Genomic DNA, 24,825 nt, shown 5'->3' on the forward strand with positions numbered 1-24,825 from the left:
GGATCGTTCAGAGCTGCTTTTCGAGCTCGCCCAGCGCGCGGTCCATGCTGGCACGGATCTCGGTGGGGGCGAAGCCGTTGTCGTCGATGAAGGCCAGCATCGGGTCGCTGGCGGCGAAGCCGCGGAACTGCCGGATCAGCAGTTCGGCCTCGGCATAGCGCGCGTCGCGCTGCGCGCCCTCGACGCCCAGGGCCTGGTCGAGCTTGTCGATCAGGCCGCGGTCCATGCGGTCCAGCGAGACGAAGAGCGCCTGCAGCTGGGCCTGGACCTCGGTCTCGTCGAATTCGTCTTCCTGCTCCGGGTCGGCGTTGTGGGCGCGCACGCCCGCCAGCACCGCGCTCTGGATGGTGCCGAACTGGCTCTGCACGCTCTTGCGCATGCCGTCCCAGACCAGCCGGGCGCCCTGCAGCACGACCAGCGAGGGGGCCGGCTTGTGGCTGCCCGCGGGCGCGGGCGCTGGCGCCGCCGCGTCGGCTTCGAGGGCCTGGCGCAGCCGGCGCAGCGCGCCGGAATCGGCGACCTTCTTCAGGATCAGCAAGGCCCGCTCGTGCAGGCCCTTGTCGGTGGAGTCCTGCGCCATCGCCCAGGCATTGGCGAAGGGCTGGAAACTCTCGCGCAGGGCGGGTGTCAGGGGGCCGCGCTGCAGGCGTTCGAAATCGGGCTGCAGGGCCTTGCGCAGGGCCTGGACCTGGGCGGCGCGGGGATCCTCGGCCGCGGCGGTGCCGGCGGCCGCAGGCGCGGCGGGCGGCTGCGCGGCGGGGGCGGCATCGGCCGGGGTGTCCTCGGGCGACTCGTCCTGCTCGAAGACGCTGCCGTCCTCGTTCCACAGCACCACCTTGGCGATGCGGAAGCCACAGGCCTTGACCGGCACCCGCACCTTCTTCACCACGCCCGACTGCGGCTTGTCCAGCTGCAGCATCAGCGCGCTGCCCTCCACCCATGCGGTGCCGTAGGTGCCGGTCTTCACGCCGGCGGCGGCCTGCAGCTTGTTGAACAGGCCGCGCGCCCGCATGCGGGGATGCACGGCCATCAGGGCGGGCTGCTTGTCCTTGCCGTCGACGTAGGCGAACTTCACGCTGCGCTCGGGGTCCTTGCGGCACAGGGTCAGCTGCTTGAGCAGTGCGCGGGGATCGAGCAGCGCGCTGGGGGCGGAGTCCTCGTCGTCCTCGTCGCCCAGGGCTTCCTCGGCGTTTTCGATGGCCTGCTTGAGCGCCTCGCCGCAATGGTCGATGGCGGCGGAATAGGCATCGGCCGCCTTGCCGATGGTCTTGAGGGTGGCGAGCAGTTCCTTGTCGGCCTTCTTCTCCGCCGCCCGGGCTGCGGCGACGGCGGCCGCGGCGTCCTTCTTGAGCGCCAGCACGCCGGAGCCGAAGAGCTTGCTGCGCTTGCCGGCCTCGGCCTGCAGCTCGGCCACGGTCTTGATGGACCTTGTCCAGCCCTCGGCGAACAGTTTCCAGTCGATGGCGTCGCTGCGTTTGTGCAGGGCCTTGAGTTTGTCCGCCAGGTCGGACTTGGCCTCCCAGCCGCTCTTCGATTTCTTCTCCCAGAACGTGCTGCTCAGCTCGTCGGGATACTCCGGATAGGCACTCGCACTCATGGCGGCTCCGCTGGTTAGCGACAGAGGGGCGGGCAGCCAGGCCCGGCTGCTCGACTGGAGAAGGTGCCATCCGCAAACGGCAGCGGATGATAAATTAAGTTACAAATCCGCGGCAAGCGATCGCAGGCCGTGGGCGCTGCCTGGCTTAGGGGCTCAGCGCCTGCCGCACCTTGTCCACCAGCGCATCGGCGTCGAAGGGCTTGACCAGCAGCTCCATGCCGGAGTCGATGAAGACGTTGCGGTGCGCCGCTTCCTCGGCATAGCCGGTCATGAGCACGATGCGGATGCCGGGAATGCGCTCGCGCGCCAGCTCCGCCACCTGCCGGCCGTTGGGGCCGGGCAGGCCGACATCGCTCAGCAGCAGGTCGAAGTCGCGCTGCACCTCGAGCAGGCGCATGGCCTGGTGGCCGCTGACCGCCTCGCTCACCACGAAGCCGTCCGTCTGGAGCAGTTCGACGGCGTAGCGGCGCACGGTCTCGTCGTCTTCCACCACCAGCACGCGTTTGCCGGCCGGCGCGCGTTCGGTGGCCATGGTGTCGGCGGCGGGCAGGGCCTGGGTCTCGGAAGCGCGAGGGAAGTACAGCGCGATGCGCGTGCCCTGGCCGATGCTGCTGCCGATCACCGCGATGCCGCCCGACTGGCGTGCATAGCCGTAGACCATCGAAAGCCCCAGCCCGGTGCCCTGGCCGATCGGCTTGGTGGTGAAGAAGGGATCGAAGGCGCGTTCGATCACGCTGGCCGGCATGCCGGTGCCGGTGTCGGCCACCGTCACCCGCACATAGTCGCCCGGCGTCAGCTCGGCCAGCGGGCCCTTGGCGTCGGCCGGCTGCAGCCACAGGTTCTCGGCGGTGATGCGCAGCGTGCCGCCGGCGGGCATGGCGTCTCGGGCATTGATCGTCAGGTTGAGGATGGCGCTTTCGAACTGGTGCTGGTCGGTGACGACCGGACCGAGTCCGTCGGCCATCTCCACCTCCAGCGCGATGTTCACGCCGCAGGTGTTGCGCAGCATCGGCTCCAGCCCGGCCAGCGAGGCATCCAGCGCCACGGTGCGCGAATCCAGCGGCTGGCGGCGGGCGAAGGCCAGCAGGCGCTGGGTGAGGCCGGCGGCGCGCCGGGCGGCGGCCATGCTGGCCTCGATGTGCTTGCCGATGCTCTCGTACTGCTGCTGCGCCAGCCGTTTCTGCGCGATCTGCAGCGGCAGCACCACGCCCTGCAGCAGGTTGTTGAAATCGTGGGCGATGCCGCCGGTCAGCTGGCCCAGCGATTCCATCTTCTGCGCCTGCCGCAGCTGCTCCTCCAGCTGGCGCTGGCGGGTGGTCTCCACACCGACGCCGGTGCGCCGCACCGGCCGGTTGTCGGCATCGAAATAGGTGTGGCCGCGCGAGAGCACCCAGCGCACCTTGCCGTCGGGATGCACCAGGCGGTATTCCAGCTCCAGGTCGCCGCTGCGCTCCAGCCCGCCGGACATGGTGGCGCGCAGCTTCGGAACATCGTCCGGATGCACATTGGCCAGGAAACGGGTGCGCAGGATGCCGGCCGCGCCTTCTTCCGCATCGATGCCGTAGAGGTCGGACACCGAGGCATCGCAGAAGAAGCGGTCGCTCGCCACCTCGTAGGTCCAGACACCGACGCCGCCGGTGGCGGTGAGCGCCAGGCGGGTGAAGTCCTGCGAATCGCGCAGGGCCTCGGTGCGCTCGGCCACTCGCTGCTCCAGTGTCCAGGCCAGCTCGTGCAGCTTCTGCTCCGATTGGCGGCGCTCGATCGCCCGGGCCACCCGCTCCACCGCCAGGCGGGCGAAGCAGGTCTCTTCGACCGTCCACTGCCGGGGCTCTGGCGCATGCACGAAGAAGATGGGGCCGGCGCGCTCGCCATCCGTCACCGGCAGGCCGAGCCGGGCGCGGATGCCCACGGCTTCCATGGCCTGCGATTCGGCGGGGGCGAGACCGTCCTCCCGCACATCGTCGACCACCGCCGCCCGGCCCCGGTGCTGCAGGCGTGCCAGCCCGGTGTGGCCGGCGATGCGATGCGGTCCGGCCAGGCTGGGCCAGCCCGGCGCGGTCCAGTCGTCCAGCACGGTGAAGCCCTGGCCGTCCGCCGAGAGTTCGCCCCAGCCCGCCCGCGAGGGGTTCAGCGCCTGCGCCAGGGCATCGATGCCGACTCGGGCCAGTTCCGCGGGATCGCAGCCTTGCCGCAGGCCGGCATCGAGCGATGCCAGTGCGTCTTCCCAGCGGTGCGTATCGGTTTCAGGTGGGGGCAGAGCGTCCAAGCGGTTGCGCCGGTTCGTGAACAACCCGCCATTCTGTCAGGCCCTGCGCAAGGCCGCAGGGGGCCGCGCCGCTCAGCCCGGGCAGCTGCTGCCCTGCCGGTCCAGTCCCTGGTGATCGAGCTGGAAGCTGGCCGTGCCGTCGCTGCGCAGGGTCAGCACATGGATGCTGTCGAAATCCTCGCTCTGCCACTTGGGCACCTGTGCAGGATCGCTGCCGCGCCGGGTGAGGATCTGGCGTGTCATGGCTTCGAGCAGATGGTGTTCCCAGGCCACGTACAGCGTCTGGCCTTCGTGGGAGGGCAGCAGCAGTTCCTCCTGCAGGCCGGCGATGTCGTTCCAGGCCCAGCGGGTGTTCACCGGCAGTTCGGCGCGGATGGCGGTCGGCTCGATAGTGGCCAGCGGGCGGATGTAGTGGTAGGGCTTGCCGTTGTCGTTCTTGATGACACCGGGGTTGGGCGCATACAGCGCGGCCGGCTTGCCATAGGCCGCGAACAGCACACGCGGCAGGGCCAGCGCGCGGTTCAGGCCCTGGCAGCTCAGCTGCCCCAGCCCGGCGGCCGGCTTCTCGCCGTGGCGGAACATCACCAGCCGCACATCCGCGCTGGCCGGAGCGGCCGACAGCAGCCAGGCAAATCCCAGGGTGAAAGCCGCCAGTGTTTTCATGAGCCTGTCTTGATCGAGTGATAAGGGAAGGCGCCGATGGTAGTGGCTCACGCAGCCCGGTTCGCAGGAATCACCCGGTTTGCGGCAGGCCGATCCGGCGTACGATCCCTGCCCACGCAGCAAAGGGTGAGGGTCATGGCGTTCGGTGATGCAAGCTTTCTTTCCAGGGTCCGGGGCTTCCTGATCCCCATCGGCTTGGCGCTGCTGCCCTGCGCCATCGCGCCGGCCTTCGGCGCCGCCGCCTTGCCGGAAGAGGTCACCGTGGTCGCCAAGGGCTCCGGCCTGTTCAACATCGAGCTGGAGACCACCGTCTACCGGCCGGAGGGCCCCGGCCCCTTTCCCATCGTCGTCATCAACCACGGCAAGGCGCCCGGCAACCCGAGGTTCCAGGGCCGCTACCGGCCGGCGATCGCCGCACGGTTCTTCCTGGCGCGCGGCTATGCGGTGGTGGTGCCGATGCGCCAGGGTTTCTCCAAATCGAGCGGCAGCTACATCGTCGGCGGCTGCAATGTGGAGGGCAACGGCCGCGAGCAGGCCAACGACGTGGTGGCCGCGCTCGACTGGGCCACCGCCCAGCCCTGGGCGGACAAGAGCCGCATCCTGGTCGTCGGCCAGTCGCACGGCGGCTGGACCACGCTGGCCTTCGGCACCCGCGGTTATCCGGGCGTGAAGGGCCTGGTCGACTTCGCCGGCGGCCTGCGGCAGGAGAACTGCACCAGCTGGCAGCAGGGCCTGATCAGCGGCGCCGGCAACTACGGCGCGCAGACGACGGTGCCCTCGCTCTGGTTCTACGGCGACAACGACAGCTACTGGCCCACGCCCACCTGGAAGAGCATGTTCGAGCAGTACGTGGCCGGCGGCGCCAAGGCGCGCATGGTCGCTTTCGGCAGCTTCGCCAGCGATTCGCACACCATGTTCGGCTCGCCCGCCGGCGCGCCGATCTGGCAGCCGCAGGTGCAGGCCTTCCTGCAGGAGATCGGCCTGCCCTACGAGCCACAGCCCGCGTTCGCCCAGTACGCCGCGGACCCGGCCCCGGTCGCCAGCGGCTTCGCCGCCATCGACGAGACCGACCGCCTGCCCGACGCCAGCCCCGCCGCGCTCGAAGGCTACCGGGTGTTCCTGAGCCACCAGAACCCGCGCGCCTTCGCCTTCAGCGCCAAGGGCGGCTGGGGTTCGGGCTGGGGCAGGGGGGACACGCGCGCCCGGGCACTGGAGAACTGCACGAAGAAGGCGCCCGAGGGTGCTTGCCAGCTCTACGCGGTGGATGACGAAGTGGTCTGGGCGGTCAAACCGTGAGCCAGCGGGCAGCACATCGTGCGTGGCGGCTGCTCGGCCTGGGCTGCCTGGCGGCCATGTCCTGCGCACCGGCTTTTGCTGCCGAGCAATCGCTGAGCTGCAACGGCTTTCTGGTGGGCAAGGGCGAGCCCGCCGAGTCCTTGATCCGCAAGTGCGGCGAGCCGATCGACTTCCAGGCGGTCTGCGTGTCACTGCTGCAGATCAATGCCAACGAACGGCCGATCCGCTCGGAAGCCGAGCGCATGCTGCTGGCCTCGCACTGCGTGCGCATGGACGAATGGCTGTACGACCGCGGCCCGGGCACCTTCTACGGCATCGTGCGCATCCGCGACGGCGTGGTCGAATCGGTGCGCGACGGCGCACGCGGGCGCTGAGCGGCGCCGGAACCTTCAACAGGAATACCGAGGAAGTCAGATGGATCCCTTGCTTTTCGTACCGGTGGCCATCCTGCTGTCGCTGACGCCCGGCCCCAACAACATCTGCGCGCTGAACAACGGCATCCGCCAGGGCCCGGCCGTGGCGGTGCTGGCCACCTTCGGCCGCGTGGCGGCCTTCGCCATCTTCCTGACCGTCTCCGCCCTGGGCCTGGGCGCGATGCTGCTGGCCTCGGAAAAGGCCTTCGTCGTCATCAAATGGGTGGGCGCCGCCTACCTGTTCTGGCTGGGCGTGCGCACCTGGCGCAGCGCGCCCCATATCGCCGCCGACGCAGCCGCATCGCCGGCGGCCGCCGCCCGGCCGCTGCGCAGCCTGGTGCTGCAGGAGTTCCTGGTGGCCATCAGCAACCCCAAGGCGGTCCTGCTGTTCGCAGCGGTCTTCCCGCAGTTCATCAAGCCGGACCAGCCGGCCGCGCATCAGTTCCTGGTGCTGGGCAGCATCTACCTGCTGGCGGAGTTCGTCTCGTCCCTGGTCTACGGCCTGGGTGGGCAGCAGCTCAGCCGCATCATCAGCAGCCGGCGCGGCGCGAAGAACATGAACCGGGTGACCGGGGGATTCTTCGTCGGGGCGGGGGGCTTGCTGCTGTCGGTGCATCGCTAGGAGCCCGGTGCGACCCGCGGCGATGGATAGAAGAAATCTTGCCCCTGCATGCAAAAACACTTCTTTTTCAAAGCCCGGTGACTGACTAGATTCGAAGCCCATGCCCTGACCCGGCCAGGCTCCCTTGCAGCACCCACCACCGGAACCCCTCATGGCATCCCAACCCACGGCCGACGAAGGCCAGACCCGCATCGACCTCGCGGCCGCCTTCCGCCTCTTCGCCCGGCTGGGCATGCACGAGGCCGTGGCCAACCACATGAGCGCGGCGGTCGGTCCCACCGGCAACACCTTCCTGATCAACCCGAAGTGGAAGCACTTCTCCACCATCCGCGCCAGCGACCTGATGCTGCTGGACGCCGACATGGACCCGGCCGGCCTGGACGGTTCCAGGGTGGATGTGACCGCCTGGGCGATCCACGGCCAGCTGCACAAACGCCTGCCCGCGGTGCGGGTGGCGATGCACCTGCACCCGGTGCATGTGACGGCCATCTCCTGCCTGCAGCGGGCCGAGATCATCCCCATCGACCAGAACACCGCCCGCTATTTCCGGCGCGTGGCGCTGGACACCGCCTACGGCGGCATGGCGGACTCCGAAGCCGAAGGCGCCCGCCTGGTGGCCCTGCTCGGCGACAAGTCGCGCCTGCTGATGGGCAACCACGGCGTGCTGGTCACCGCCGACAACATCGGCGAGGCCTTCGACGACCTCTACACCATGGAGCGCGCCTGCCAGGTGCTGGTGGCCGCCTATGCCACCGGCCAGCCCCTGCGGGTGCTGCCGGACGAGGTGGCTGAAGCCACCGCGCGGGATTGGGAAGGCATACGGGATTTCTCGGTCGCGCATTTCGAGGAAATGAAGCGGCTGCTGGATGGGGAGGATCCTTCCTACGCGGATTGAGTAGGGCGAACGCCGGCGTCGGTGCTGCATATAAAGCAGATACATTTCGGGCGGAATGGCAATTCACGGAGTCGCGAAGAACTCCGCTTGCTGATCGAGCCCACCGACTCCGACGGCAGTCGCCCCACGGCCCGCCACCGCATTCCAAGTCGCAGCTGCCCATGTCACTGAATATCCCGAACCATCGACGGCCCGGCCGCCGAATCGCCGCCGCCTGCTCCATCGTGCTGCTTGCGCTGGCCGCAAGCGGCTGCAGCACTGCGCCGCCTGCTGGCGCCAAGCTGGTGAATGCCGATGCGTTGCGCCCCATGGGCCGCATTCGCACGCAGTTGAATACCCGCGATTTCCAGAAATCGTTCGCCGGCGGCACCACCGTATTGCGTCTGGCCATCGGAGCCGATGGCAAGGTCGATGACATCAGGATCGCGGAGTCCAGCGGCAATGCGTCGGTCGATGCCGCCGCAGCGCGTTCGTTGGTCGGCGCGGCCTTTGTGCCTTATCGGGAGAACGGGGTGGCCATTCCCGTCACCACGCTGATGCCCATGCGTTTTTCGCCTTCGGGTTGCATCATGGCCAAGCCGCTGGATTGCTAGTCCATTCCGACAATGACTGGCAATAGTGTGCAATGAAGGATGCAAAAACTCTCTGGATTGCGGGCTCGACGTCGAACCATAGTATCGAACACAATATAAAGCGAACGCTAGCAATGAATTGGATCAAGAGTGCTGTTATAGGCGTAGGTGTCGTATTAATAGCCGGGTGCGCGACGCCCCCACAGCCACCAAGGATGGTTGAGCAAAAGGTCGTTGCGCCCGCATCGCATCGTTCGCCTGCCCGTATGGTTTCCCTGTCCATTGTGAAAACCAATATTCCTTTGGGCAAGGCTTTTGCGGTGTTCGAGTATGGATGGTTTTGCAAGTATGCCTCGACGACGCAGTACAGAGGTACAGAACTGAACATCACGGGTGCTGAATATCTGCAATCGTTCAGCGGGGTTTTGAAAGCTGCGCAGTACCCCCAACCCATAGTGCCAGTTGGAGCCTTTGACGAACCCAAGATGGAGGACGTCGACCTATTGGCTGGCGCAACCATCGAAGATGTTGATCTAAATGTTTGTGTTCCTTTTTCTGGAGACCCTAACCTTCGGCTCGGCTTCCTTGGGACGCTGAAGGGAAGTGTTTACATGAAAGTTCGCTGGCAATTGTTCAGCCTCGTGGCAAAAAAAGTTGTCTATGAGGCAGTCACTGAAGGCTCATACAAGTCTGAGGGAGCCATTAGCTCTTCTACGACGGAATTTCTTCGTAAAGCGTTTGAGTCCAGCCTTCAGAACCTGCTGACCGAACCTGGTTTCATGGATGTGATGCACGAGCCCAAAGAAGGCGGAAAATCGGGCCGTGATCCTAACTGACGTCGTTCCGGCGCCTTTCGGCCAGAAGCGGACATAAGCCTATAAAGGCCATATGATGAACTACAGAATAATTTTCTATTTCGCCGTACGCCTCATGTGGAGCTCTTTGTTTTGCGCGCTATTGGCGTTCGCCTGGGTTCAGCGTGAAATTCATGATATGCCAGTTGCGGCCACACTTTTTGCAGCGGTCTTATCTCTGCCTGCAGGACCTCTAGCCATCATGGTCGTCGGAGTTTTTTACGGTGAAACTATACAGCGTTTTGCAATTCCTTATGAATCATTTCGCGATTTTCTTCCGCTATGGGCCGCGAGTGCTGCGGTCGCGTATTTTCAATGGTTTGTGATATTCCCGGGCTTTTTACGTTGGCTTCGTGGCCGCCTTAAAGCACGAGCAAACGGTTAAAGCCTGCATTCGGCCAGAAGCGCACACACATGAATGCAACGGGCTGTCTCTTGCTGAGCCTTCTATCCGCGTATTACAGTCGTATTTAACCAAGCCACCGCATGCCATTTCTCGCTTCACTCATACTCCCTTTTATTGTCTGTTTTTTGTTAGTAGGCGGAACAGCAATGTTGTGGTGGACACGATTATCTACACCTTGGGCGTACGTCGCATTCGGATTTCTTGGTGTCCTAGGTTTGCACAGATGCTTGCTGGCAATTGCCGAATTGGTGAAACTATTCTCTGGAGGCGGCTATTTCCTCGAATATCAAAAAAGGGCTGATGTCGCGAAGCTGATGGAAAAATCTCTTACTGGCGAAGCATTCGCCGTTTCGGTAGCTCTAGCAATCATCGGCTGGTTCTTGCTTATTTGGCTGAAGACCATCATGGTTCGGTAGGGGCGAGATTGATTCGGTGCTGCTGCACCTTCGACTGTGAGCTCTTCCCGGAAAACGCGCCAACGGCTAATATTGGCCAGAAGCGGACTCTGAAATGGAGGCGGTATGGCGCTAGATGGACTGGCGGAACTGATTTTGCGCCCCGTCGTAGAACTTGCTTTGCACGTCGCAGGCTATTTGACGGGATATGTCGTCGTACCCGTGTTCACGCTAGGGTATGTGGTTGTTGAGCCCGACCGGAAAGGGACAAATTTCAGCTCAGGCGGGCGCATTAAGCGGCGCCGTGATGGGAAATTCGTTATGGAAGCTGAGAGGGCGTCGGTGTGCGGCCTTGTGTTTTGGGCAGGCCTTGCCCTTGTTTTCTATTTTTTCGTCATCACGCATGAAGGCCGACTTCGGCCAGAAGCGGACTTGGTGACCATTCAGTAAAGATGCCAAGAATATTGCTTGCATTCGCGATATGTGCACTCGGGTTGCCCGTGACATTGGCGGCCTGTGGTCGATGGTCGATTGGAGCACCGGCTTTGGCCGTTACGGTGATTGGGCCGTTAGTTTTGGGCTTCCCAGCGTTCCGTTATTTTCAGCGACGTGGCTACAGCAGGTTGTGGCAGTTCGCAGTGGGCGGAGGTATGTTGGGCCTATTGATTGCTTCGCCTATACTATTTTCCAGCTTAAAGGATGCGCTGGGTGGTGCGGTTATATTTGCTCCACTCGGGGCCATGCATGGCGCGTTGTTTTGGCTAATCGGCATTTACCGCAATCAATATTTCTTGCGCCAGTTGTAATGTCCGCTTTGGGCCCAAAGCGGACGTCGGAGCTGATTCTTGCGATATTCAGCATTCGGCGGCTAACTTTTGGGCGAATTAGTCAACGGGCAGTTTGAGGCCTCCACTTCGAACGACCGCGCTTCTGCGTGCTGCAGTCGTACAACGTTAAATATCAATTAAACTGCCTGATTTTTCACCAGTCCGAAATTAATCGATGGCAATGATGCTGTTCGAGGAAGTCCAGATGCGACTACTTATAGAAATCCGGGTAGAACACGCTCACCGGGTTGCCAACGCTTTCAGGATCTTCAATTGCTTTGCGAGCTTGGTTCGCTATCTCTGCTCTGTAAGTCTGAATTTTTGGAATCAGGCTGTAGATATCTGTTGTATCGAAGACAAGCGTTCGAGATTGGTTGACGTCGAATGGAAGCCGGTCGGCCTTGCGAATAAGCTGAACTACCGGCAAACGCAGTGCATGCCGGAGCGCGACTTCATAGAAGACATTCGGGTTTAGGTAAGAAAGATCGGCGATAGCCAGTTTTGACTTCTTGAGGTATTCCAGCACTTGGGTGGTGATCATCCCTGGCTCACCGATGTGATCCGCCCTGACGACGATTAGGCCAAGCTCTTCAAGTGCGGGCTGCACGAGTGAAGACATGAAGAGATCTGCGTGTTTGCGTGCTTCACTGTCCTCCGTGCCTATCGGTGTAATGTAGAAGCACACCTTCTCCCAATCCGATGAAATGGCCGAGTCGTTCGCAACCTTCTTCACGATCGCCGGCGTTGCTTGCGCCAGGGCAGCGTGCACCGTGTGAGCTACGCCGTCCGCCCTAGGAGTCTCTTCCAATAGCTGTTCGATGGAAATGAGCGTTTCTGCTCCACCAATTGTACGAAGTAGGCCTAGGTCCTTTACGTTAACTGTGAACGTATCGACGCATTCGTCTAAGTCCGGTACATCGATGCCGGAGTCTCGCACGACATCTTTGATGATCTCGCGTTCCGGTAGTCGCTTGCTCTTGTAATGCTCGTACAGGAGCTTGAATGGGGCCACGCCATTGATAGCCAAGTCAAAAGCAGCCTTGCGCCGCTCGGCGTCCGATCGTGAAGTATTGACCACCACAGCACCGACGGGCGTCAATTCGAGAAAATCGGCAGCGTACGATCCAGTGGTAATGCCGTATTTGCCGGAATTCGTGATCGCCATCTTGGTCGCGCTACTAGTAGCGGACTTGCCCATCTTCTCCAGCAGCGTAAGACGACGCACGCGTTCTCCGGCAGCGTGCGTCATGATCGCGTTGCCGAGGCCTAATGCATCCTGAAACGACGACGCTGGGTAAGGGCGGGCTGTGCGCGTGCGCCCTACATCTGCGCTCGGATTGTCTGCCTTCTTCGCGGGTGCCTTTTTCTTCGCAGTTGCCATGCCTGAGTCCTATTTGGTTGTCGCCGTCGAACAAGACGCTTTGACTCAGTGCTACAGGTCTGGAAGTCAACCGCGTCCCTCCCGTCATGCGCACTAATTGGCGTCTATTCAGTGTAACAGTGAGTCAAGTATGCGTGCGGCGGCTCCCTCGCTAGGGGCTAATCCACTGTTCGATAATTGCTGGCACCGCAATGGCCATAATTTCCAAATAGTAGTGCAGCTGGGTGTCTGCTTCTGGCCGTTAGCGGCAGGAATTACCGACCCGGCCGATGTCTTAAAGCTTCCGTCAGCTCAGAAATTTCCAGAGCATCATCGACCTCGACGCCAAGGTAGCGCACGGTGCTCTCGAGCTTAGTGTGCCCCAGCAATAGTTGTACCGCGCGCAGGTTTTTGGTTCGCCTGTAAATCAGCGACGCCTTGGTGCGTCTCATCGTGTGCGTACGGTACGCCGCCGGGTCGAGGCCGATTTCCTCTACCCAGGAGTCCACGATTCGGGCGTATTGCCTGGTGCTGAGATGGTGGGCATAGGCATTGCGCGACGGAAAAACATAGTCGCGGGCTTGAAGCTGCGCTTCTTCCAGCCAAGCCGCTACCGATACGCGGGTGAGTTCGGTGATCTCGAACTGGGTGGGCAAGCGCGTCTTCTGTTGAACGATGGATGCGCGCGCCGCCACTCGGCCAGCGCACGCGATGTCTTGGACACGCAATTGCAGCAGATCACAGCCTCGCAGCTTGCTGTCTATGCCTAAATTAGACAGGGCTAAGTCGCGGGTTCGATGGCGCAGTTGAAGGTGTATGCGGATCGCCCAGATGTCTTTCAATTTGAGCGGTGCTTTCTGGCATGGTGAACTTCGGCAGTTGGAAGGGACGTACTGTGCGCCGCATCGATCCGATGCAGGCCCATGCCGGTTCCCGCCATCGATTCACACGTGGGCCAGCATCCAGTCCTCGGCGCTTTCGAAGGCGCCGGGCTCGCCCAGCCGGCGCAGCGCGACGTCGGCGATCCAGCCGACACGCTCCATCGCCTGTCGCAACAGCAGGATGCGTTGGTCCTTGTCTTCTTCTTCCCCGGTGCCTTGAAGCGCCAGCTGGATCGCGTTGCTGGCGAGCACGTTGATCTCGCGTAGCAGTGCCTGTACCTGATCTGGTGTCTGCGATGGGGTGGGTTCCGGTGTGACGGATGTCGTCTGTTTCTTCATGCCTGCCTCCTGATCGTTGGCTCCACAAAGGGATGCCGCCGTCAATTCGTCGGGTAGAAGAAGTGGCGGCGGTTCGAACAGGTTGGCGTACCGTGACCTCCTGCGAAGAACGGCAGGGCGTGAGCCCTCCCATCCGAACCGCCATAAACGAGTCGAATGAAAAGGCCGCAGTCCCTGCGGAAATGCGGTGTCCTGCGGCCTAGGCCACAGAAGGTCGTCAGGACGCCAATCCTGGTCGCGTTTTTTGCGCGACAGCGAACTCTATCTCAAGCACCCGCCCATCGGGAACGGCCGCTCACCGCCCCCAGCGCAGCACCATCGGATCCAGCCGCCGCGCCGTCTCCAGCAGCCCCTCGCGCACCTCCGGATGCATCGAAGGCCAGGGGTGCCGCGGCTCCTCGCAGTCGATCACCCCGCCGGCCTTCATCAGCGCCTTGCAGGCCAGGAAACCCGCCTGCCGGTTCTCGTAGTTGATCAGCGGCAGCCACTGCTGGTAGCGGGCGAAGGCCAGGTCCCTGTCGCCTGCGCGATGGGCTTCGATGATGGGGCGGATGCCGTCCGCGAAACCCCCGCCGGTCATGGCGCCGGTGGCGCCTGCGTCCAGGTCGGCCAGCAGGGTGATGGCCTCCTCGCCGTCCCAGGGGCCTTCGATGGCTTCGCCGCCCAGGCGGATCAGCTCGCGCAGCTTGCTGGCGGCGCCGGGTGTTTCGATCTTGAAGTAGCTCAAGTTTTCGATCTCGCGCGCCATGCGGGCGAGCAGGGCGGCCGACAGCACCGTGCCGCTGGCAGGCGCGTCCTGCACCATGATCGGGATGGAGACGGCGTCGGACACCCGTGCGTAGAAGTCGAAGATTTGCCGCTCCGGCACCCGGAAGGTGGCGCCGTGGTAGGGCGGCATCAGCATCAGCATGGCGGCGCCCATCTCCTGCGCGCGGCGGCTGCGTTCGGCGCAGACCTTGGTGCTGAAGTGGGTGGTGGTGACGATCACCGGCACCCGGCCGGCCACATGGTCGAGCACGGTGCGGGTGAGGATCTCGCGCTCCTCGTCGGAGATCAGGAACTGCTCCGAGAAGTTGGCCAGGATGCAGATGCCGTCCACGCCGGAGTCGATCATGAAATCGATGCAGCGTTTCTGGCTCGGCAGGTCGAGTGCGCCGTCCTCGGTGAAGGTGGTGGGCGCGACGGGGAAGATGCCGCGAAAGCGGGGGTTGCTCAGGCCGGGCATCTTCACTCCACGATGTCGAACTGGTCGAGGAACTCGGTCTTGAGTGTCAGGCCCAGCCCGGGCACGTCGTCCCTGAGTTGCACGAAGCCGTTCTCGGCCACCGGCTCGCCGTCGAAGATGTAGTAGAAAAGTTCGTTGCCCACTTCCACGTCGAACATGGGGAAGTATTCGCTCATCGGCGAGGCCAGCGAACTCATGGTGAGGTGGTAGTTGTGCATCTGCCCGGCATGGGGCACCACCGGCACGCTGTAGGCCTCGCACAGGGCGTTGATCTTGTGGGCGGCGGTGATGCCGCCGACGCGGTTGGTGTCGTACTGCACCACGCTCACCGCCTTCTTCTCCAGCAGCTGCTTGAAGCCGTAGAGGCTGAACTCGTGCTCGCCGCCGGAGATCGGGATGCTGGTCAGGGCATTGAGTTCGGCATAGCCGTCGATGTCGTCGGCGATCACCGGTTCCTCCACCCAGCGGGGCGCGAACTTCTCCAGCTTGGGCAGCAGGCGTTTGCCGTATTCCAGGTTCCAGCCCATGTAGCACTCCAGCATCAGGTCGCTGTCGTAGCCGATGACTTCACGCAGGGCCTCGACCATTTTCAGGTTCTCGGCCACGCCTTTGGTGCCGTGTGCCGGGCCGTAGCCGAAGCGGGACTTGAACATGGTGAAGCCCTGGTCCAGGAATTTCTCGGCCTCGTCCTGCATGTCCTTCAGGTCGGTGCGGTAGAGCTTGCTGTAGTAGCAGGGGATCTTCTCCTTGGTGCGGCCGCCCAGCAGCTTGAAGACGGGTTTGTTCACCGACTTGCCCAGGATGTCCCAGATGGCCAGGTCCACCGCCGAGATCGCCGCCATGGTCACGCCCTTGCGGCCCCAGGCATGGGTGCTGCGGTACATGCGCTGCCAGAGGTATTCGTAGTCCCAGGGATCCTGGCCGATGACCAGCGGGGCGAGGTACTGGTCGATGATGGCCTTGGCGATGGCCGGGGCCAGGGCCACGTTGCCCAGGCCGACGATGCCGTCGTCGGTCTCGATCTCCACCACGGTCCAGGAATGGAAGCGGAAGGTGCTCATGGTCTCGGCGGGCGAGTAGAGCAGGTCCATGGCGTTGGAGCAGAAGTTGCCCTGGGGCGGAACGGTCTTGCCCTTCCACTGGAACACGCGGGCGCGGACGGATTTGATCTTCATGGTTCGGCTGTCTCTCTGTCTTATGCGGTGGGAAGGCTGTGCTTGCGGCGCTGGGCGATGCCCATGCGGCAGGCGATCAGGAAGGCCTGCCAGGTGGCATCGACGTTGGCGCGGCCCTGGCCGGCGATGTCGTAGGCGGTGCCGTGGGCCGGCGTGGTGATGGGGATGGGCAGGCCGCCCTGCACCGTCACCCCGCGCGAGAAGCCCAGCAGCTTGATGGCGATCTGGCCCTGGTCGTGGTACATGGTGACGATGGCCTGGTACTCGCCGGCCTGGGCCTTGAGGAAGATGGTGTCGGCGGGGAAAGGGCCGTGGAAGGGCGCCTCGGTGGGCCATGCGCGGGCCTGCAGGGCGCGCACGGCGGGCTCGATGGTGTCCACCTCCTCGCGGCCGCAGACGCCGCCGTCGCCGCCATGCGGGTTGAAGGCGGCGATGGCCACTTTGGGCGCTTCTATGCCGCTGGCCAGCAGGGAGCGGTAGAGCAGCTCGGCCGCCTGCTCGATGCGTTCGCGGGTGATGTATTGGGCCACGTCCTTCATCGGCACATGGGAGGAGATGCGGGAGGTCCACAGCTCGCCCAGGGTGTTGAACTCGCAGAAATAGCCGCTCACGCCCAGGTATTCGGCGAAGTGGTGCAGCTCGTCTTCATGGCGCAGGCCGCCGATCTTCATGGCCTGCTTGTTGAGCGGGGCGAAGCAGATGGCGTCGATGTCGCCTGCCAGGGCGGCGTCCATGCAGCGGTCCAGCACCTGCAGCACGGAGCGGCCGCCGGGGCGTCGGCCCTGGACCGCTGTACTTCGGTTTGCGACACGGTGTGCACTTCCAGGAAGGCGGGCCGCTCGCTGCCGCTGCGGCCGCGCACCTCGGCCAGGCTGGCCACCTCGGCGGTCGGCACCCGCAGGCCGGTGATGCGCTGGCCTTCCTCCCACAGCCAGCGGTCGCCCACCAGCACGATGTTGGCGCGCTCTGTCGCCTCGGGTTTGGCGAGCAGGCGGGCGATGAGTTCGGCGCCTATGCCGGCGGGGTCGCCCAGGGTGAGGGCGACGACGGGTTTTTCTTGCTGTGTCATGGCTGTCAGTCCACCTTGATGTTGGCCTTGCGGATCAGGTCGCCGTAGCGCTTGAACTCGGCCGCGTTGAAGGCCATGAACTCGGCCTGGGTCATGGGGGTGATCTCGGCGCCCACGGCTTCGAGGCGGGTGCGTGTCTCGGGCATGGCGAGCACCCGGTTGACCTCGTCGTGCACCCGCGCCTGCACCGCCTTGGGCGTGGCCGCCGGCATGTAGAGGCCGTACCAGGCGGTGACTTCGACGTAGGGCAGGCCGGCCTCGGCCATGGTCGGCACGTTGGGCAGCTGGGGGTTGCGCTTGGCGGTGGTCACGGCCAGCGGGCGCATCTTGCCGGCCTTGATCTGGCCGATCACCGAGGGCATGGTGTCGAAGCTCATCTGCACCTGGCCGCCCACCAGGTCCATCAGGGCCGGGCCGCTGCCCTTGTAGGGCACGTGCACGATGTCCACGCCCGCCGCCTCGCGGAACATCTCGGCGGCAATGTGCTGGGTGCTGCCGGCGCCGCTGCTGGCGAAGTTGATCTTGCCGGGCTCCTTCTTGGCCAGCGCCACCAGCTCCTGCACGTTCTTCGCCGGCAGCTCGTTGGTGACGACCAGCACGTTGGGCACGCCGCCCACGTAGGCGACCGGCACCAGGTCGCGGTTGGTGTCGTAGCCGAGCTTGAGCAGATGCGGCGCGATGGCATGGGCGGTGACCACGCCCATCACCAGGGTGTGGCCGTCGGTGGACTTGGCGGTGAAGTCGGCGGCGATGGTGTTGGAGACGCCCGGGCGGTTCTCCACCACGATGGGCTGCTTGAGCAGGGGCCCGAGCCGGTCGGCCACCGCACGCGCCATGGCGTCGGTGCCGCCGCCGGGGGCCGAGCCGACCTCGATGCGCAGGGGGCGGTTGGGCCAGTCCGCGCCGGGCTGGGCCTGCGTGATCGAGGGGACGAGGGCCGACCCGGCCAGCGCCAGGCAGGCGGCGGTCCGCAGCAGTGTCTTCATGTTGTCTCCGGTGTTTTTTAGGGGAACGCCGGGCCATCTTAGGAAGGCGATTGATGCCCGTAAACTGAAAGTATTTGATAGGCTGATCGCCTCAGGTTATCGGTCGACGCCCATGGACACCACCCCCCAATTGCTCAACCGGCTGCGCATGCGCCAGGTGGCGCTGCTGCTGGCCATCGAGGAGCGCGGCACCCTGCGCGCCGCCGCCGCGCACCTGGGCCTGAGCCAGCCCGCGGCCACCAAGATGCTGCACGAGCTGGAGCTGACGCTGGGCCAGCCGCTGTTCGAACGGGTGGGGCGCGGCCTGCGCACCAGCCCGGCGGGCGATATCGCCCTGGCGTATTTCCGCGGGGTGCGCGGCACGATGGAGACGCTCAACCGCGAGCTGCAGGAGTTGAAGCGCGGCGGCAGCGGCCGGCTGCGGGTGGGCAGCATCATGGCGGCCTCGCCGGCCGACCTCACCGAGGCGCTGATCCGCATCAAGGCCGAATACCCGCTGCTGGCGGTGAAGATCGATGTGGGCACCAGCGACCGGCTGATGGAGGGCCTGGACGAAGGCTCGCTCGACCTGGTGATCGGCCGGGTGCCGGCCCAGGCGGGGGACGACTACCTGTTCCGCGCGCTGTCGGAAGAGGCGCTGTCGGTGGTGGTCGCCACCGGCCATCCGCTGGCCGGCAAGGGCCAGGTGGATTTCGCGGCGCTGCAGGCCTTCCACTGGATCCTGCAGCCGCACGGCAGCCCCATGCGCGACGTGATCGAGCAGGAGTTCCGCAGCCGGCACACGCCGCTGCCGCGCGGGCTGATCGAGACGGCCTCCATCCTCACGACGACCAACCTGATCGCCCGCACCGACATGGTGGCCGTGATCCCCGAGGCGGTGGCCAGCCGGTACGAGAAGCACGGGCTGCTGGCGATCCTGCCCTGCCGCTTCCGGGCGGAGCTGGCGTCTTACGGCACCATCGTGCGGCGGGACCGGCCGGCGGGGATGGCGGCAGGCCGGTTCATGGAGATACTTCACCGGTCCTCGTCTGCCGAGCCGGCTGGTGCATAGCTCATCCGTTCTCGCCACGCACGCTCCGCCCATGCAGCTTGGGGCTCCAAGCCAGGATCGATAATTCGACTCCGGACCCAGGAAACACGATGCTTACCGAGATTCAGCTGAAAAACTTCAAGGCCTGGCGCGACACCAAGGCGGTGCGGTTCGCTCCCGTGACGATGCTGCTGGGGACCAACTCATCGGGCAAGTCCACCTTGATCCAGAGTCTGCTCCTGCTCAAGCAGACCGCCTTGTCGCCGGATCGCTCCATCCATCTCAACATGGGCGGTGACGAGGTCAACGATCTGTTCAATTTCGGGGACTTCGACAATGTGCTCAGCGCTGGCGTAGAAGGTGAAGCGCGCCGGTTCGAGCTGGCCTTCAAATTCAGCCGGCCCGACTCCGAGCGGGTGACGCAGGGCGAGTTCAGTTGCAGCTACGGCAAGACCTCCAGCGGTGCGGTGGTCGTGCAGGAACTCAAGCTGGGAACCGAGGGTTTTCAGCTTCGTGTGCTTCGCCGCGACAAGGGCGCTTTCTCGCTGGTGGTCAACGATGAGGTGCAGCCGCGCGGCAAGGGGCGTGACTACGCACCGGAACGCTCCATCGCATTGCCGCCCCCAGCCATCGTGGCCTTGGGTGCTGAAGGCCCTTTGGTGCAAGACCTGAGCCTTGCCATCAGACGCGAACTGGAGGAGCTGCGCTACCTGGGGCCGTTGCGACGCAAGCCGGAGCGGGACTATGTCTGGAACAAGTCCAGCCCGGGGGACATCGGCAGCGATGGGGCTAAAACCATGGACGCACTCCTGGCCAGTGCCTTGCTGCGAGACGGCAACCAGGCCAAGGTGCTGGACGGGGTGTCCACATGGCTGAAGCGGATGAAGCTGGCCGACCGCATCCAGGCCCGGCAGGTCGGACGATCCACGCGGTATGAGCTGGTGGTGTCCCGCGACGGCGTCGATGCCAACATCCGGGACGTTGGCATCGGCGTCTCGCAAGTCCTGCCGGTCCTGACGCTTGCGCACTTCGCGGCGCCAGGCAGCACCATCGTCCTGGAGGAGCCGGAGATCCATCTGCACCCGCTAGCCCAGGCGGTGCTCGCCGAGCTGTTCGTGGAGACCAGCCGCAAGCGCAAGGTGCAGTTCATCGTGGAGACGCATTCGGAACACCTGTTCCGCCGGATGCAGACGCTCATCGCGCAAGACAAGACCAGGCCCGACGAATGCGCCATGTACTTCGTCGAGCGCGCCCAGAAACAGGCTCGGCTTCGACCCTTGCAGATCGACGAGTTCGGTGCGGTCAACAATTGGCCGGAACACTTCTTCGGCGACAGCGTTGGCGAGGCGCGCGCCCAGGCGCTGGCACGCGCCAGCCGCATGCGGAGCGACCGGCATGGCTGATGGCTCGGTGGTGGATACTAATGTCCTGATCGTCGCCAGCGCGGCAGACTACGGTTCGCCGTTCCGCCCGGATGCGACCCCCGTGCAGGACGATATTCTGCGCATGGAGGTGCTGGACTGGGTGCAAGCCTTCGATTGCGACGCCGGCCGCAGTGTCGTCTTGGACTGGGATTGGCACATCTGCAGCGAATACCAGAACAAGCTTAACGTCGATCAGGACTATGGTTGGCTGGCCATGATGGCAAAAAAGGACCGCAACGAGGTGGTCTGGATTGGCCTGGAGATGGATTCGGATGGTCATGCGATCTTGCCTGCTGACTTGGGCAGCGCAGTCACGGATCTGGCGGATAGAAAAATGGTGGCCGCCGTTCTATCGGCCCAGTCGGACGGTCACGATTGCCGCCTGGTCAACGCCTGCGACACGGATTGGCTGGACTGCGAGCCAGCCTTGAAGAACGCTGGTGTCCACGTGCACCAGCTGCTCGGCGACTGGCTCAAGCACAAGCACAGCCAAAAGAGCAAGAAGCAACGCGGTGAGTGATTCGGGCTTCTTCCGTTTTCCCCATACGCCGCACCTGGCGTGGCTCGGTCAGGATGCGCCTCGCGACGACAAGGTGCTCTCCCGCAAGGAGGCCGACGAATTCCTGGCCTGCGAGCTGACGGTGGAGGAGAAGCTCGACGGCGCCAATCTGGGCGTTTCGGTCGATGCGGCCGGCGAGCTGCTGTTCCAGAACCGCGGCCAGTACTTGCGGCAGCCCTATCCAGGCCAGTTTGCCCGGCTGTCGCATTGGCTGGCGAGCAGGGCCGACACGCTGTTCGATGCCCTGCATCCAGACCTGCTGGTCTTTGGCGAGTGGTGCGCGGCGCGGCACTCATTGGACTACGGCGGGCTGCCGGACTGGTGGATGGTTTTTGACGTGTACGACCGGTCGGCAGGGCGCTTCTGGAGCGCTGGTCGGCGGGATGCCTGGGCGGCCGCGCACGGCCTGTACACCGTGCCCACTCTGGCGCGCGGGCGCTTCACGTTGCCGGGTCTGGTGCGGATGGTGGATGAACGGCCGAGCGGCTTTCGCAATGGGCCGCTGGAAGGCATCGTGGCCAGGGCGAACGGGGTGGAGTGGACCGCTGCGCGGGCCAAGCTGGTTCGCCCCGACTTCGTGCAGACCATGGGCGAACACTGGCGCAATCGACCCCTGCAATGGAACCGGTTAGCCGGACAGTGACGGTAGTTTGGTTAAATCGCTAGACGACTGGTCTAGTTCAACGTTAGACTCCGCCCCATGCCTTCCGCCATCACCAAAGACTCCACCGACACCCGCGCCAGCATCCTGGCCTCGGGCCAGCGCCTGATGGCGGGCAAGGGCTTCTCGGCGGTGGGCCTCAACGAATTGCTAGGCGCCACCGGCGTGCCCAAGGGCTCCTTCTATCACTACTTCGCCTCGAAGGAGGCCTTCGGCGAAGCCATGCTCGACAGCTACTTCGATGCCTACCTGGCCGAGATGGACGAGATCCTGCGCAAGCCCGGCCTGAGCATGGCGCAGCGCCTGATGCACTACTGGGACAGCTGGCAGGAGAACCAGTCCTTCCTCGACTGCCAGGGCAAGTGCCTGGCGGTGAAGCTGGGCGCCGAGGTGGCCGATTTGTCCGAGGCGATGCGGCTGGCGCTCAAGCAGGGCACGGCGGGAATCACCGCCCGGCTGGCGCGGGCCATCGAGGCGGGCGCGGCCGAGGGCTCGCTCTCGATCCAGGGCGAGCCGGCGCAGGTGGCCGAAGGCCTCTACCAGCTGTGGCTGGGCGCGAGTGTGATGGCCAAGATCGTGCGGGGCCGGCAGCCCTTCGAGGCGGCCATGGCGAGCACCCGGCTGATCCTGAAATTGCCTCCCTGATCCGGCCGGCGGCTGGCCTCCCGGAACACGCTTCGATGGAAGCGTTTTTTTTGGGATAGATCACTAGCCGACTGGTCTAATATTTTCCAACCCCAGCAAGCAAACGAAAGAAGCAACATGAAAATCCTGATGGTCCTCACCTCCCACGACGAACTCGGCGACACCGGCCGCAAGACCGGTTTCTGGCTCGAAGAGCTGGCCGCTCCCTACTACGCCTTCAAGGACGCCGGTGTCGAGGTCGTGCTCGCCTCTCCCAAGGGCGGCCAGCCGCCGCTGGATCCCAAGAGCAACGAACCGTCCTTCCAGACCGAACTCACCCGCCGCTTCGAGGCGGATGCGGCGGCCAAGGCGCAGCTGGCTTCCACCGTGCGGCTGGACAGCGTCTCCCAGGCCGACTTCGACACGGTGTTCTACCCGGGCGGCCACGGCCCGCTGTGGGACCTGGCGGAAGACCGCCACTCCATCGCACTGATCGAATCCTTCATCGCGGCGGGCAAGCCGGTGGCGCTGGTCTGCCATGCGCCGGGCGTGCTGCGCCATGTGAAGGGCACGGACGGCCGGCCGCTGGTGGCGGGGCGCAAGGTGACGGGTTTCACCAATACCGAGGAAGAGGCGGTCGGCCTCACCAAGGTCGTGCCCTTCCTGGTGGAGGACATGCTGGTTGACAAGGGCGGGCTTTATTCCAAGGGGGCCGACTGGGGCTCGTATGTGGTGACCGACGGGCAGCTGATCACCGGCCAGAACCCGGCCTCGTCCGCCGAGGCAGCCCGGGTGCTGCTGGCCCGGGTCGGCCAGTCCGCCGCCTGAAACGCCCAAAAAAGAGCCCCTGGGCCGTGAGGCACAGGGGCGAGTCTTGGAGAACCTGAGTGGATTATCGGCGGGCCTGCTTAAAAGTTAAGCACAAAAAGCAGGGCATTTCTGGCCCGGCTCGGCGCTTCAATCCAGCTTGACCACGATCGCCCCATCCACCACGGTGATCTCGCCGGGCACGAAGACCCGGCTGCCGACGCTCAGTTCCTCGGGCTTGAAGGTGTGCACCGGCAAGTCCTGCAAGGCCTCCTGCGCCACCACCTGGCCGATGGCCTGCAGCTGCTGCGCGTCCTGCGGCGCCAGGCCGGCGAAGTCGATACGGTCGGCCTGCGGCGAGACCAGGCGGATGGAGCTTGTGGGGGCGTCGAAGCGCAGCCGGCTGCTGATGGTGAGCACGCCGGTCAGCGCCTTGGACGCGAGGGGGCTGCGCACCAGCAGGTCCACCGTGATGGCGGCGCGTGCGGTGCCGGCGCTCAGGGCCAGCCGTGGGTGGGACACATCCACCTGGAAGAGCTGGGCGTAGCTCAGGCGCAGCGGAAAGCGTGTGTCGATGCGGGCCTGCAGCTCGGCCTGGGCGACGGTGTATTCGCCGGTGAAGATGTTGTAGCCGGCTTGGGCCGGCAGGGGGAGGAGGGCGGCCAGGGCCGCGCCGGTGAGGGACTGCAGCAGGGCACGACGGTGGGAATAAGCCATCCCCCATTGTCCCGCGCCTGCCGCGCCCGCCGGGGTGCTGTCAGCTGTCGGCCTTGATGTCGGCCGCGCGGATCACCTTGGCCCATTTGGCCGTCTCCGATGCGATGTAGGCATCGAACTCGGCCGGCGTGCCGCCGGCGGGCAGGGTGCCCATGGCGTCGAGCCGGGCGCGGGCATCGGCGCCGCGCACCACGGCGGTCACTTCCTCGGCCATGCGCTGCACGATGGCGGTGGGCGTGCCCGCCGGGGCCAGCACGCCGGCCCAGGTGCTGCCGTTGAAGCCGGCGAAACCCTGCTCGATGAAGGTGGGCACCTCCGGAATGCTGGGCAGGCGCTGGTCGCCGGCCAGGCCGACCAGGCGGATCTTGCCGTCCTTGCCGGTGGGCGCCAGGCTGCTGGGGGTGTCGAACAGCAGCTGGATCTGGCCGCCCAGCAGGTCGGCCAGGGCCGGCGCGGTGCCGCGGTAGGGCACATGGACCATGTCGATGCCGGTCTGCAGCTTGAGCAGCTCGGTCGTCAGGTGCGCCGCCGAGCCGTTGCCCGAGGAGCCGAAGCTGACCTTGCCCGGATGGGCTCGGGCGTAGTCCACCAGCTCGCGCGCGGTCTTGAAGGGCGCTTGCGGCGCCACCGCCGCCACCAGGGGCGACACACCGATCAGCGATACGCCGCGCAAATCCCTGGCCGGGTCGTAGGGCAGCTTGGGGTAGAGCGTGGTGTTGGCCGAGTAGGCGGCGATCACCACACCGAAGGTGTAGCCGTCGGCCGGCGCCTTGGCCACGGCATCCACGCCGATGATGCTGTTGGCGCCGGGCTTGTTGTCCACCACCACCGGCTGGCCGAGCCGGGCCTGCAGGCCGACCTGCACCAGGCGGGCCATCTGGTCGGTGAAACCGCCGGGGTGTAGGGCACGACGATGCGGATCGGGCGGGCCGGCCATGCGGCCTGGGCCCGGGCCGGCAGGGCCAGCGATGCGGCGGCTGCGGCGGCGGCCATGGTGGCCAGGGAGAAGGACCGGCGGTCGATACCGCGGTGGCGAGGGTCGTCTGGGAACATCGGGCTTTCCGGTTGCTGGATCGCCCCATGTTCCGGTGCCGGCCCGGCTGGCGCAGCATCGATAACCCTATCGGGTCTTCCCCTTGGTCTTCTTCCTGGTTCCCCTCGG

Annotated in this window: 24 protein-coding genes and 2 pseudogenes; 14 read left to right on the forward strand and 12 right to left on the reverse strand. The window is 64.9% G+C overall.

The window, feature by feature from the left end:
- Positions 1-7: 7 nt before the first annotated feature.
- The 3 genes from GT347_RS21845 to GT347_RS21855 form a co-directional block, all read right to left on the reverse strand.
- Positions 8-1,597, reverse strand: a complete 1,590-nt coding sequence (locus GT347_RS21845; protein WP_160554198.1) for a hypothetical protein — start codon at positions 1,595-1,597, stop codon at positions 8-10.
- Between the two features lie 145 nt (positions 1,598-1,742).
- On the reverse strand, positions 1,743-3,863 hold the full coding sequence (locus GT347_RS21850; protein ID WP_160554199.1) for a response regulator: 2,121 nt from the start codon (positions 3,861-3,863) through the stop codon (positions 1,743-1,745).
- A 72-nt stretch (positions 3,864-3,935) separates the two neighbouring features.
- Entirely contained in the window at positions 3,936-4,526 is a 591-nt protein-coding gene (locus tag GT347_RS21855) for a hypothetical protein (protein ID WP_160554200.1), read from the reverse strand.
- Between the two features lie 195 nt (positions 4,527-4,721).
- Between GT347_RS21855 and GT347_RS21860 the strand changes: the two genes are divergently transcribed.
- The 8 genes from GT347_RS21860 to GT347_RS21895 all read left to right on the forward strand — a co-directional run bounded on the left by GT347_RS21860 (position 4,722) and on the right by GT347_RS21895 (position 10,000).
- Entirely contained in the window at positions 4,722-5,822 is a 1,101-nt protein-coding gene (locus GT347_RS21860) for a dienelactone hydrolase family protein (RefSeq protein ID WP_229722423.1), read from the forward strand.
- Positions 5,819-6,196 carry a DUF2845 domain-containing protein gene (locus GT347_RS21865; RefSeq protein WP_229722424.1) on the forward strand — a complete coding sequence of 126 codons (378 nt, stop codon included), beginning with the start codon at positions 5,819-5,821 and terminating at the stop codon, positions 6,194-6,196. Before GT347_RS21860 ends, GT347_RS21865 begins: the two co-directional genes overlap by 4 nt.
- Before the next feature lie 40 nt (positions 6,197-6,236).
- Entirely contained in the window at positions 6,237-6,857 is a 621-nt protein-coding gene (locus GT347_RS21870) for a LysE family translocator (protein WP_160554202.1), read from the forward strand.
- A 151-nt stretch (positions 6,858-7,008) separates the two neighbouring features.
- Entirely contained in the window at positions 7,009-7,752 is a 744-nt protein-coding gene (locus tag GT347_RS21875) for a class II aldolase and adducin N-terminal domain-containing protein (RefSeq protein ID WP_160554203.1), read from the forward strand.
- A gap of 161 nt (positions 7,753-7,913) precedes the next feature.
- Entirely contained in the window at positions 7,914-8,345 is a 432-nt protein-coding gene (locus GT347_RS21880; RefSeq protein ID WP_160554204.1) for an energy transducer TonB, read from the forward strand.
- 194 nt (positions 8,346-8,539) lie between these two features.
- Complete coding sequence (locus GT347_RS21885) at positions 8,540-9,160, forward strand: hypothetical protein (RefSeq protein WP_160554205.1); 621 nt, start codon at positions 8,540-8,542, stop codon at positions 9,158-9,160.
- A gap of 52 nt (positions 9,161-9,212) precedes the next feature.
- Entirely contained in the window at positions 9,213-9,563 is a 351-nt protein-coding gene (locus GT347_RS21890; RefSeq protein WP_160554206.1) for a hypothetical protein, read from the forward strand.
- A 101-nt stretch (positions 9,564-9,664) separates the two neighbouring features.
- The gene (locus GT347_RS21895; protein WP_160554207.1) at positions 9,665-10,000 is read left to right on the forward strand and encodes a hypothetical protein; all 336 of its coding nucleotides are present in this window, start codon (positions 9,665-9,667) and stop codon (positions 9,998-10,000) included.
- A gap of 1,017 nt (positions 10,001-11,017) precedes the next feature.
- Here GT347_RS21895 and GT347_RS21900 read toward each other — a convergent pair.
- From GT347_RS21900 to GT347_RS21930, 7 genes and pseudogenes are all read right to left on the reverse strand, one after another.
- Complete coding sequence (locus GT347_RS21900; RefSeq protein ID WP_160554208.1) at positions 11,018-12,187, reverse strand: hypothetical protein; 1,170 nt, start codon at positions 12,185-12,187, stop codon at positions 11,018-11,020.
- A 254-nt stretch (positions 12,188-12,441) separates the two neighbouring features.
- Positions 12,442-13,008: a tyrosine-type recombinase/integrase gene (locus GT347_RS21905; protein WP_407704116.1), complete on the reverse strand. Its 567-nt coding sequence runs from the start codon at positions 13,006-13,008 to the stop codon at positions 12,442-12,444.
- Positions 13,009-13,110: 102 nt separating this feature from the next.
- Positions 13,111-13,386 (reverse strand): hypothetical protein, encoded by a 276-nt coding sequence (locus GT347_RS21910; RefSeq protein ID WP_160554209.1) that lies wholly within the window; start codon positions 13,384-13,386, stop codon positions 13,111-13,113.
- A gap of 295 nt (positions 13,387-13,681) precedes the next feature.
- Positions 13,682-14,611 carry a dihydrodipicolinate synthase family protein gene (locus GT347_RS21915; RefSeq protein ID WP_160554210.1) on the reverse strand — a complete coding sequence of 310 codons (930 nt, stop codon included), beginning with the start codon at positions 14,609-14,611 and terminating at the stop codon, positions 13,682-13,684.
- Positions 14,612-14,613: 2 nt separating this feature from the next.
- Positions 14,614-15,786 (reverse strand): L-rhamnonate dehydratase, encoded by a 1,173-nt coding sequence (locus GT347_RS21920; RefSeq protein WP_160554211.1) that lies wholly within the window; start codon positions 15,784-15,786, stop codon positions 14,614-14,616.
- A 20-nt stretch (positions 15,787-15,806) separates the two neighbouring features.
- Positions 15,807-16,855, reverse strand: a pseudogene (locus GT347_RS21925) (4-hydroxythreonine-4-phosphate dehydrogenase PdxA).
- A gap of 5 nt (positions 16,856-16,860) precedes the next feature.
- Entirely contained in the window at positions 16,861-17,841 is a 981-nt protein-coding gene (locus GT347_RS21930) for a Bug family tripartite tricarboxylate transporter substrate binding protein (protein ID WP_160554212.1), read from the reverse strand.
- A 112-nt stretch (positions 17,842-17,953) separates the two neighbouring features.
- On the opposite strand from GT347_RS21930, the gene GT347_RS21935 reads away from it, so the two are divergent.
- The 6 genes from GT347_RS21935 (at position 17,954) to GT347_RS21960 (ending at position 22,967) form a co-directional block, all read left to right on the forward strand.
- Entirely contained in the window at positions 17,954-18,892 is a 939-nt protein-coding gene (locus tag GT347_RS21935) for a LysR family transcriptional regulator (protein ID WP_160554213.1), read from the forward strand.
- Positions 18,893-18,981: 89 nt separating this feature from the next.
- Entirely contained in the window at positions 18,982-20,274 is a 1,293-nt protein-coding gene (locus GT347_RS21940; RefSeq protein ID WP_160554214.1) for a DUF3696 domain-containing protein, read from the forward strand.
- Positions 20,267-20,815 (forward strand): hypothetical protein, encoded by a 549-nt coding sequence (locus GT347_RS21945; RefSeq protein WP_160554215.1) that lies wholly within the window; start codon positions 20,267-20,269, stop codon positions 20,813-20,815. Before GT347_RS21940 ends, GT347_RS21945 begins: the two co-directional genes overlap by 8 nt.
- Entirely contained in the window at positions 20,808-21,497 is a 690-nt protein-coding gene (locus tag GT347_RS21950) for an RNA ligase family protein (protein ID WP_160554216.1), read from the forward strand. The genes GT347_RS21945 and GT347_RS21950 overlap by 8 nt, the downstream gene beginning before the upstream one ends.
- Positions 21,498-21,554: 57 nt before the next feature.
- Entirely contained in the window at positions 21,555-22,160 is a 606-nt protein-coding gene (locus tag GT347_RS21955) for a TetR/AcrR family transcriptional regulator (protein ID WP_160554217.1), read from the forward strand.
- Between the two features lie 117 nt (positions 22,161-22,277).
- Positions 22,278-22,967, forward strand: coding sequence for a type 1 glutamine amidotransferase domain-containing protein (locus tag GT347_RS21960; RefSeq protein WP_160554218.1), 690 nt, complete (start codon positions 22,278-22,280; stop codon positions 22,965-22,967).
- Between the two features lie 129 nt (positions 22,968-23,096).
- On the opposite strand, the gene GT347_RS21965 is transcribed toward GT347_RS21960, so the two are convergent.
- Together GT347_RS21965 and GT347_RS21970 are read right to left on the reverse strand one after the other, a co-directional pair.
- On the reverse strand, positions 23,097-23,663 hold the full coding sequence (locus GT347_RS21965; RefSeq protein ID WP_160554219.1) for a DUF1439 domain-containing protein: 567 nt from the start codon (positions 23,661-23,663) through the stop codon (positions 23,097-23,099).
- A 40-nt stretch (positions 23,664-23,703) separates the two neighbouring features.
- A pseudogene (locus GT347_RS21970) lies at positions 23,704-24,656 on the reverse strand (tripartite tricarboxylate transporter substrate binding protein).
- Between the last annotated feature and the right edge of the window lie 169 nt (positions 24,657-24,825).

Origin of the sequence: Xylophilus rhododendri (assembly GCF_009906855.1) — a bacterium.
Taxonomy (GTDB): domain Bacteria; phylum Pseudomonadota; class Gammaproteobacteria; order Burkholderiales; family Burkholderiaceae_C; genus Xylophilus; species Xylophilus rhododendri.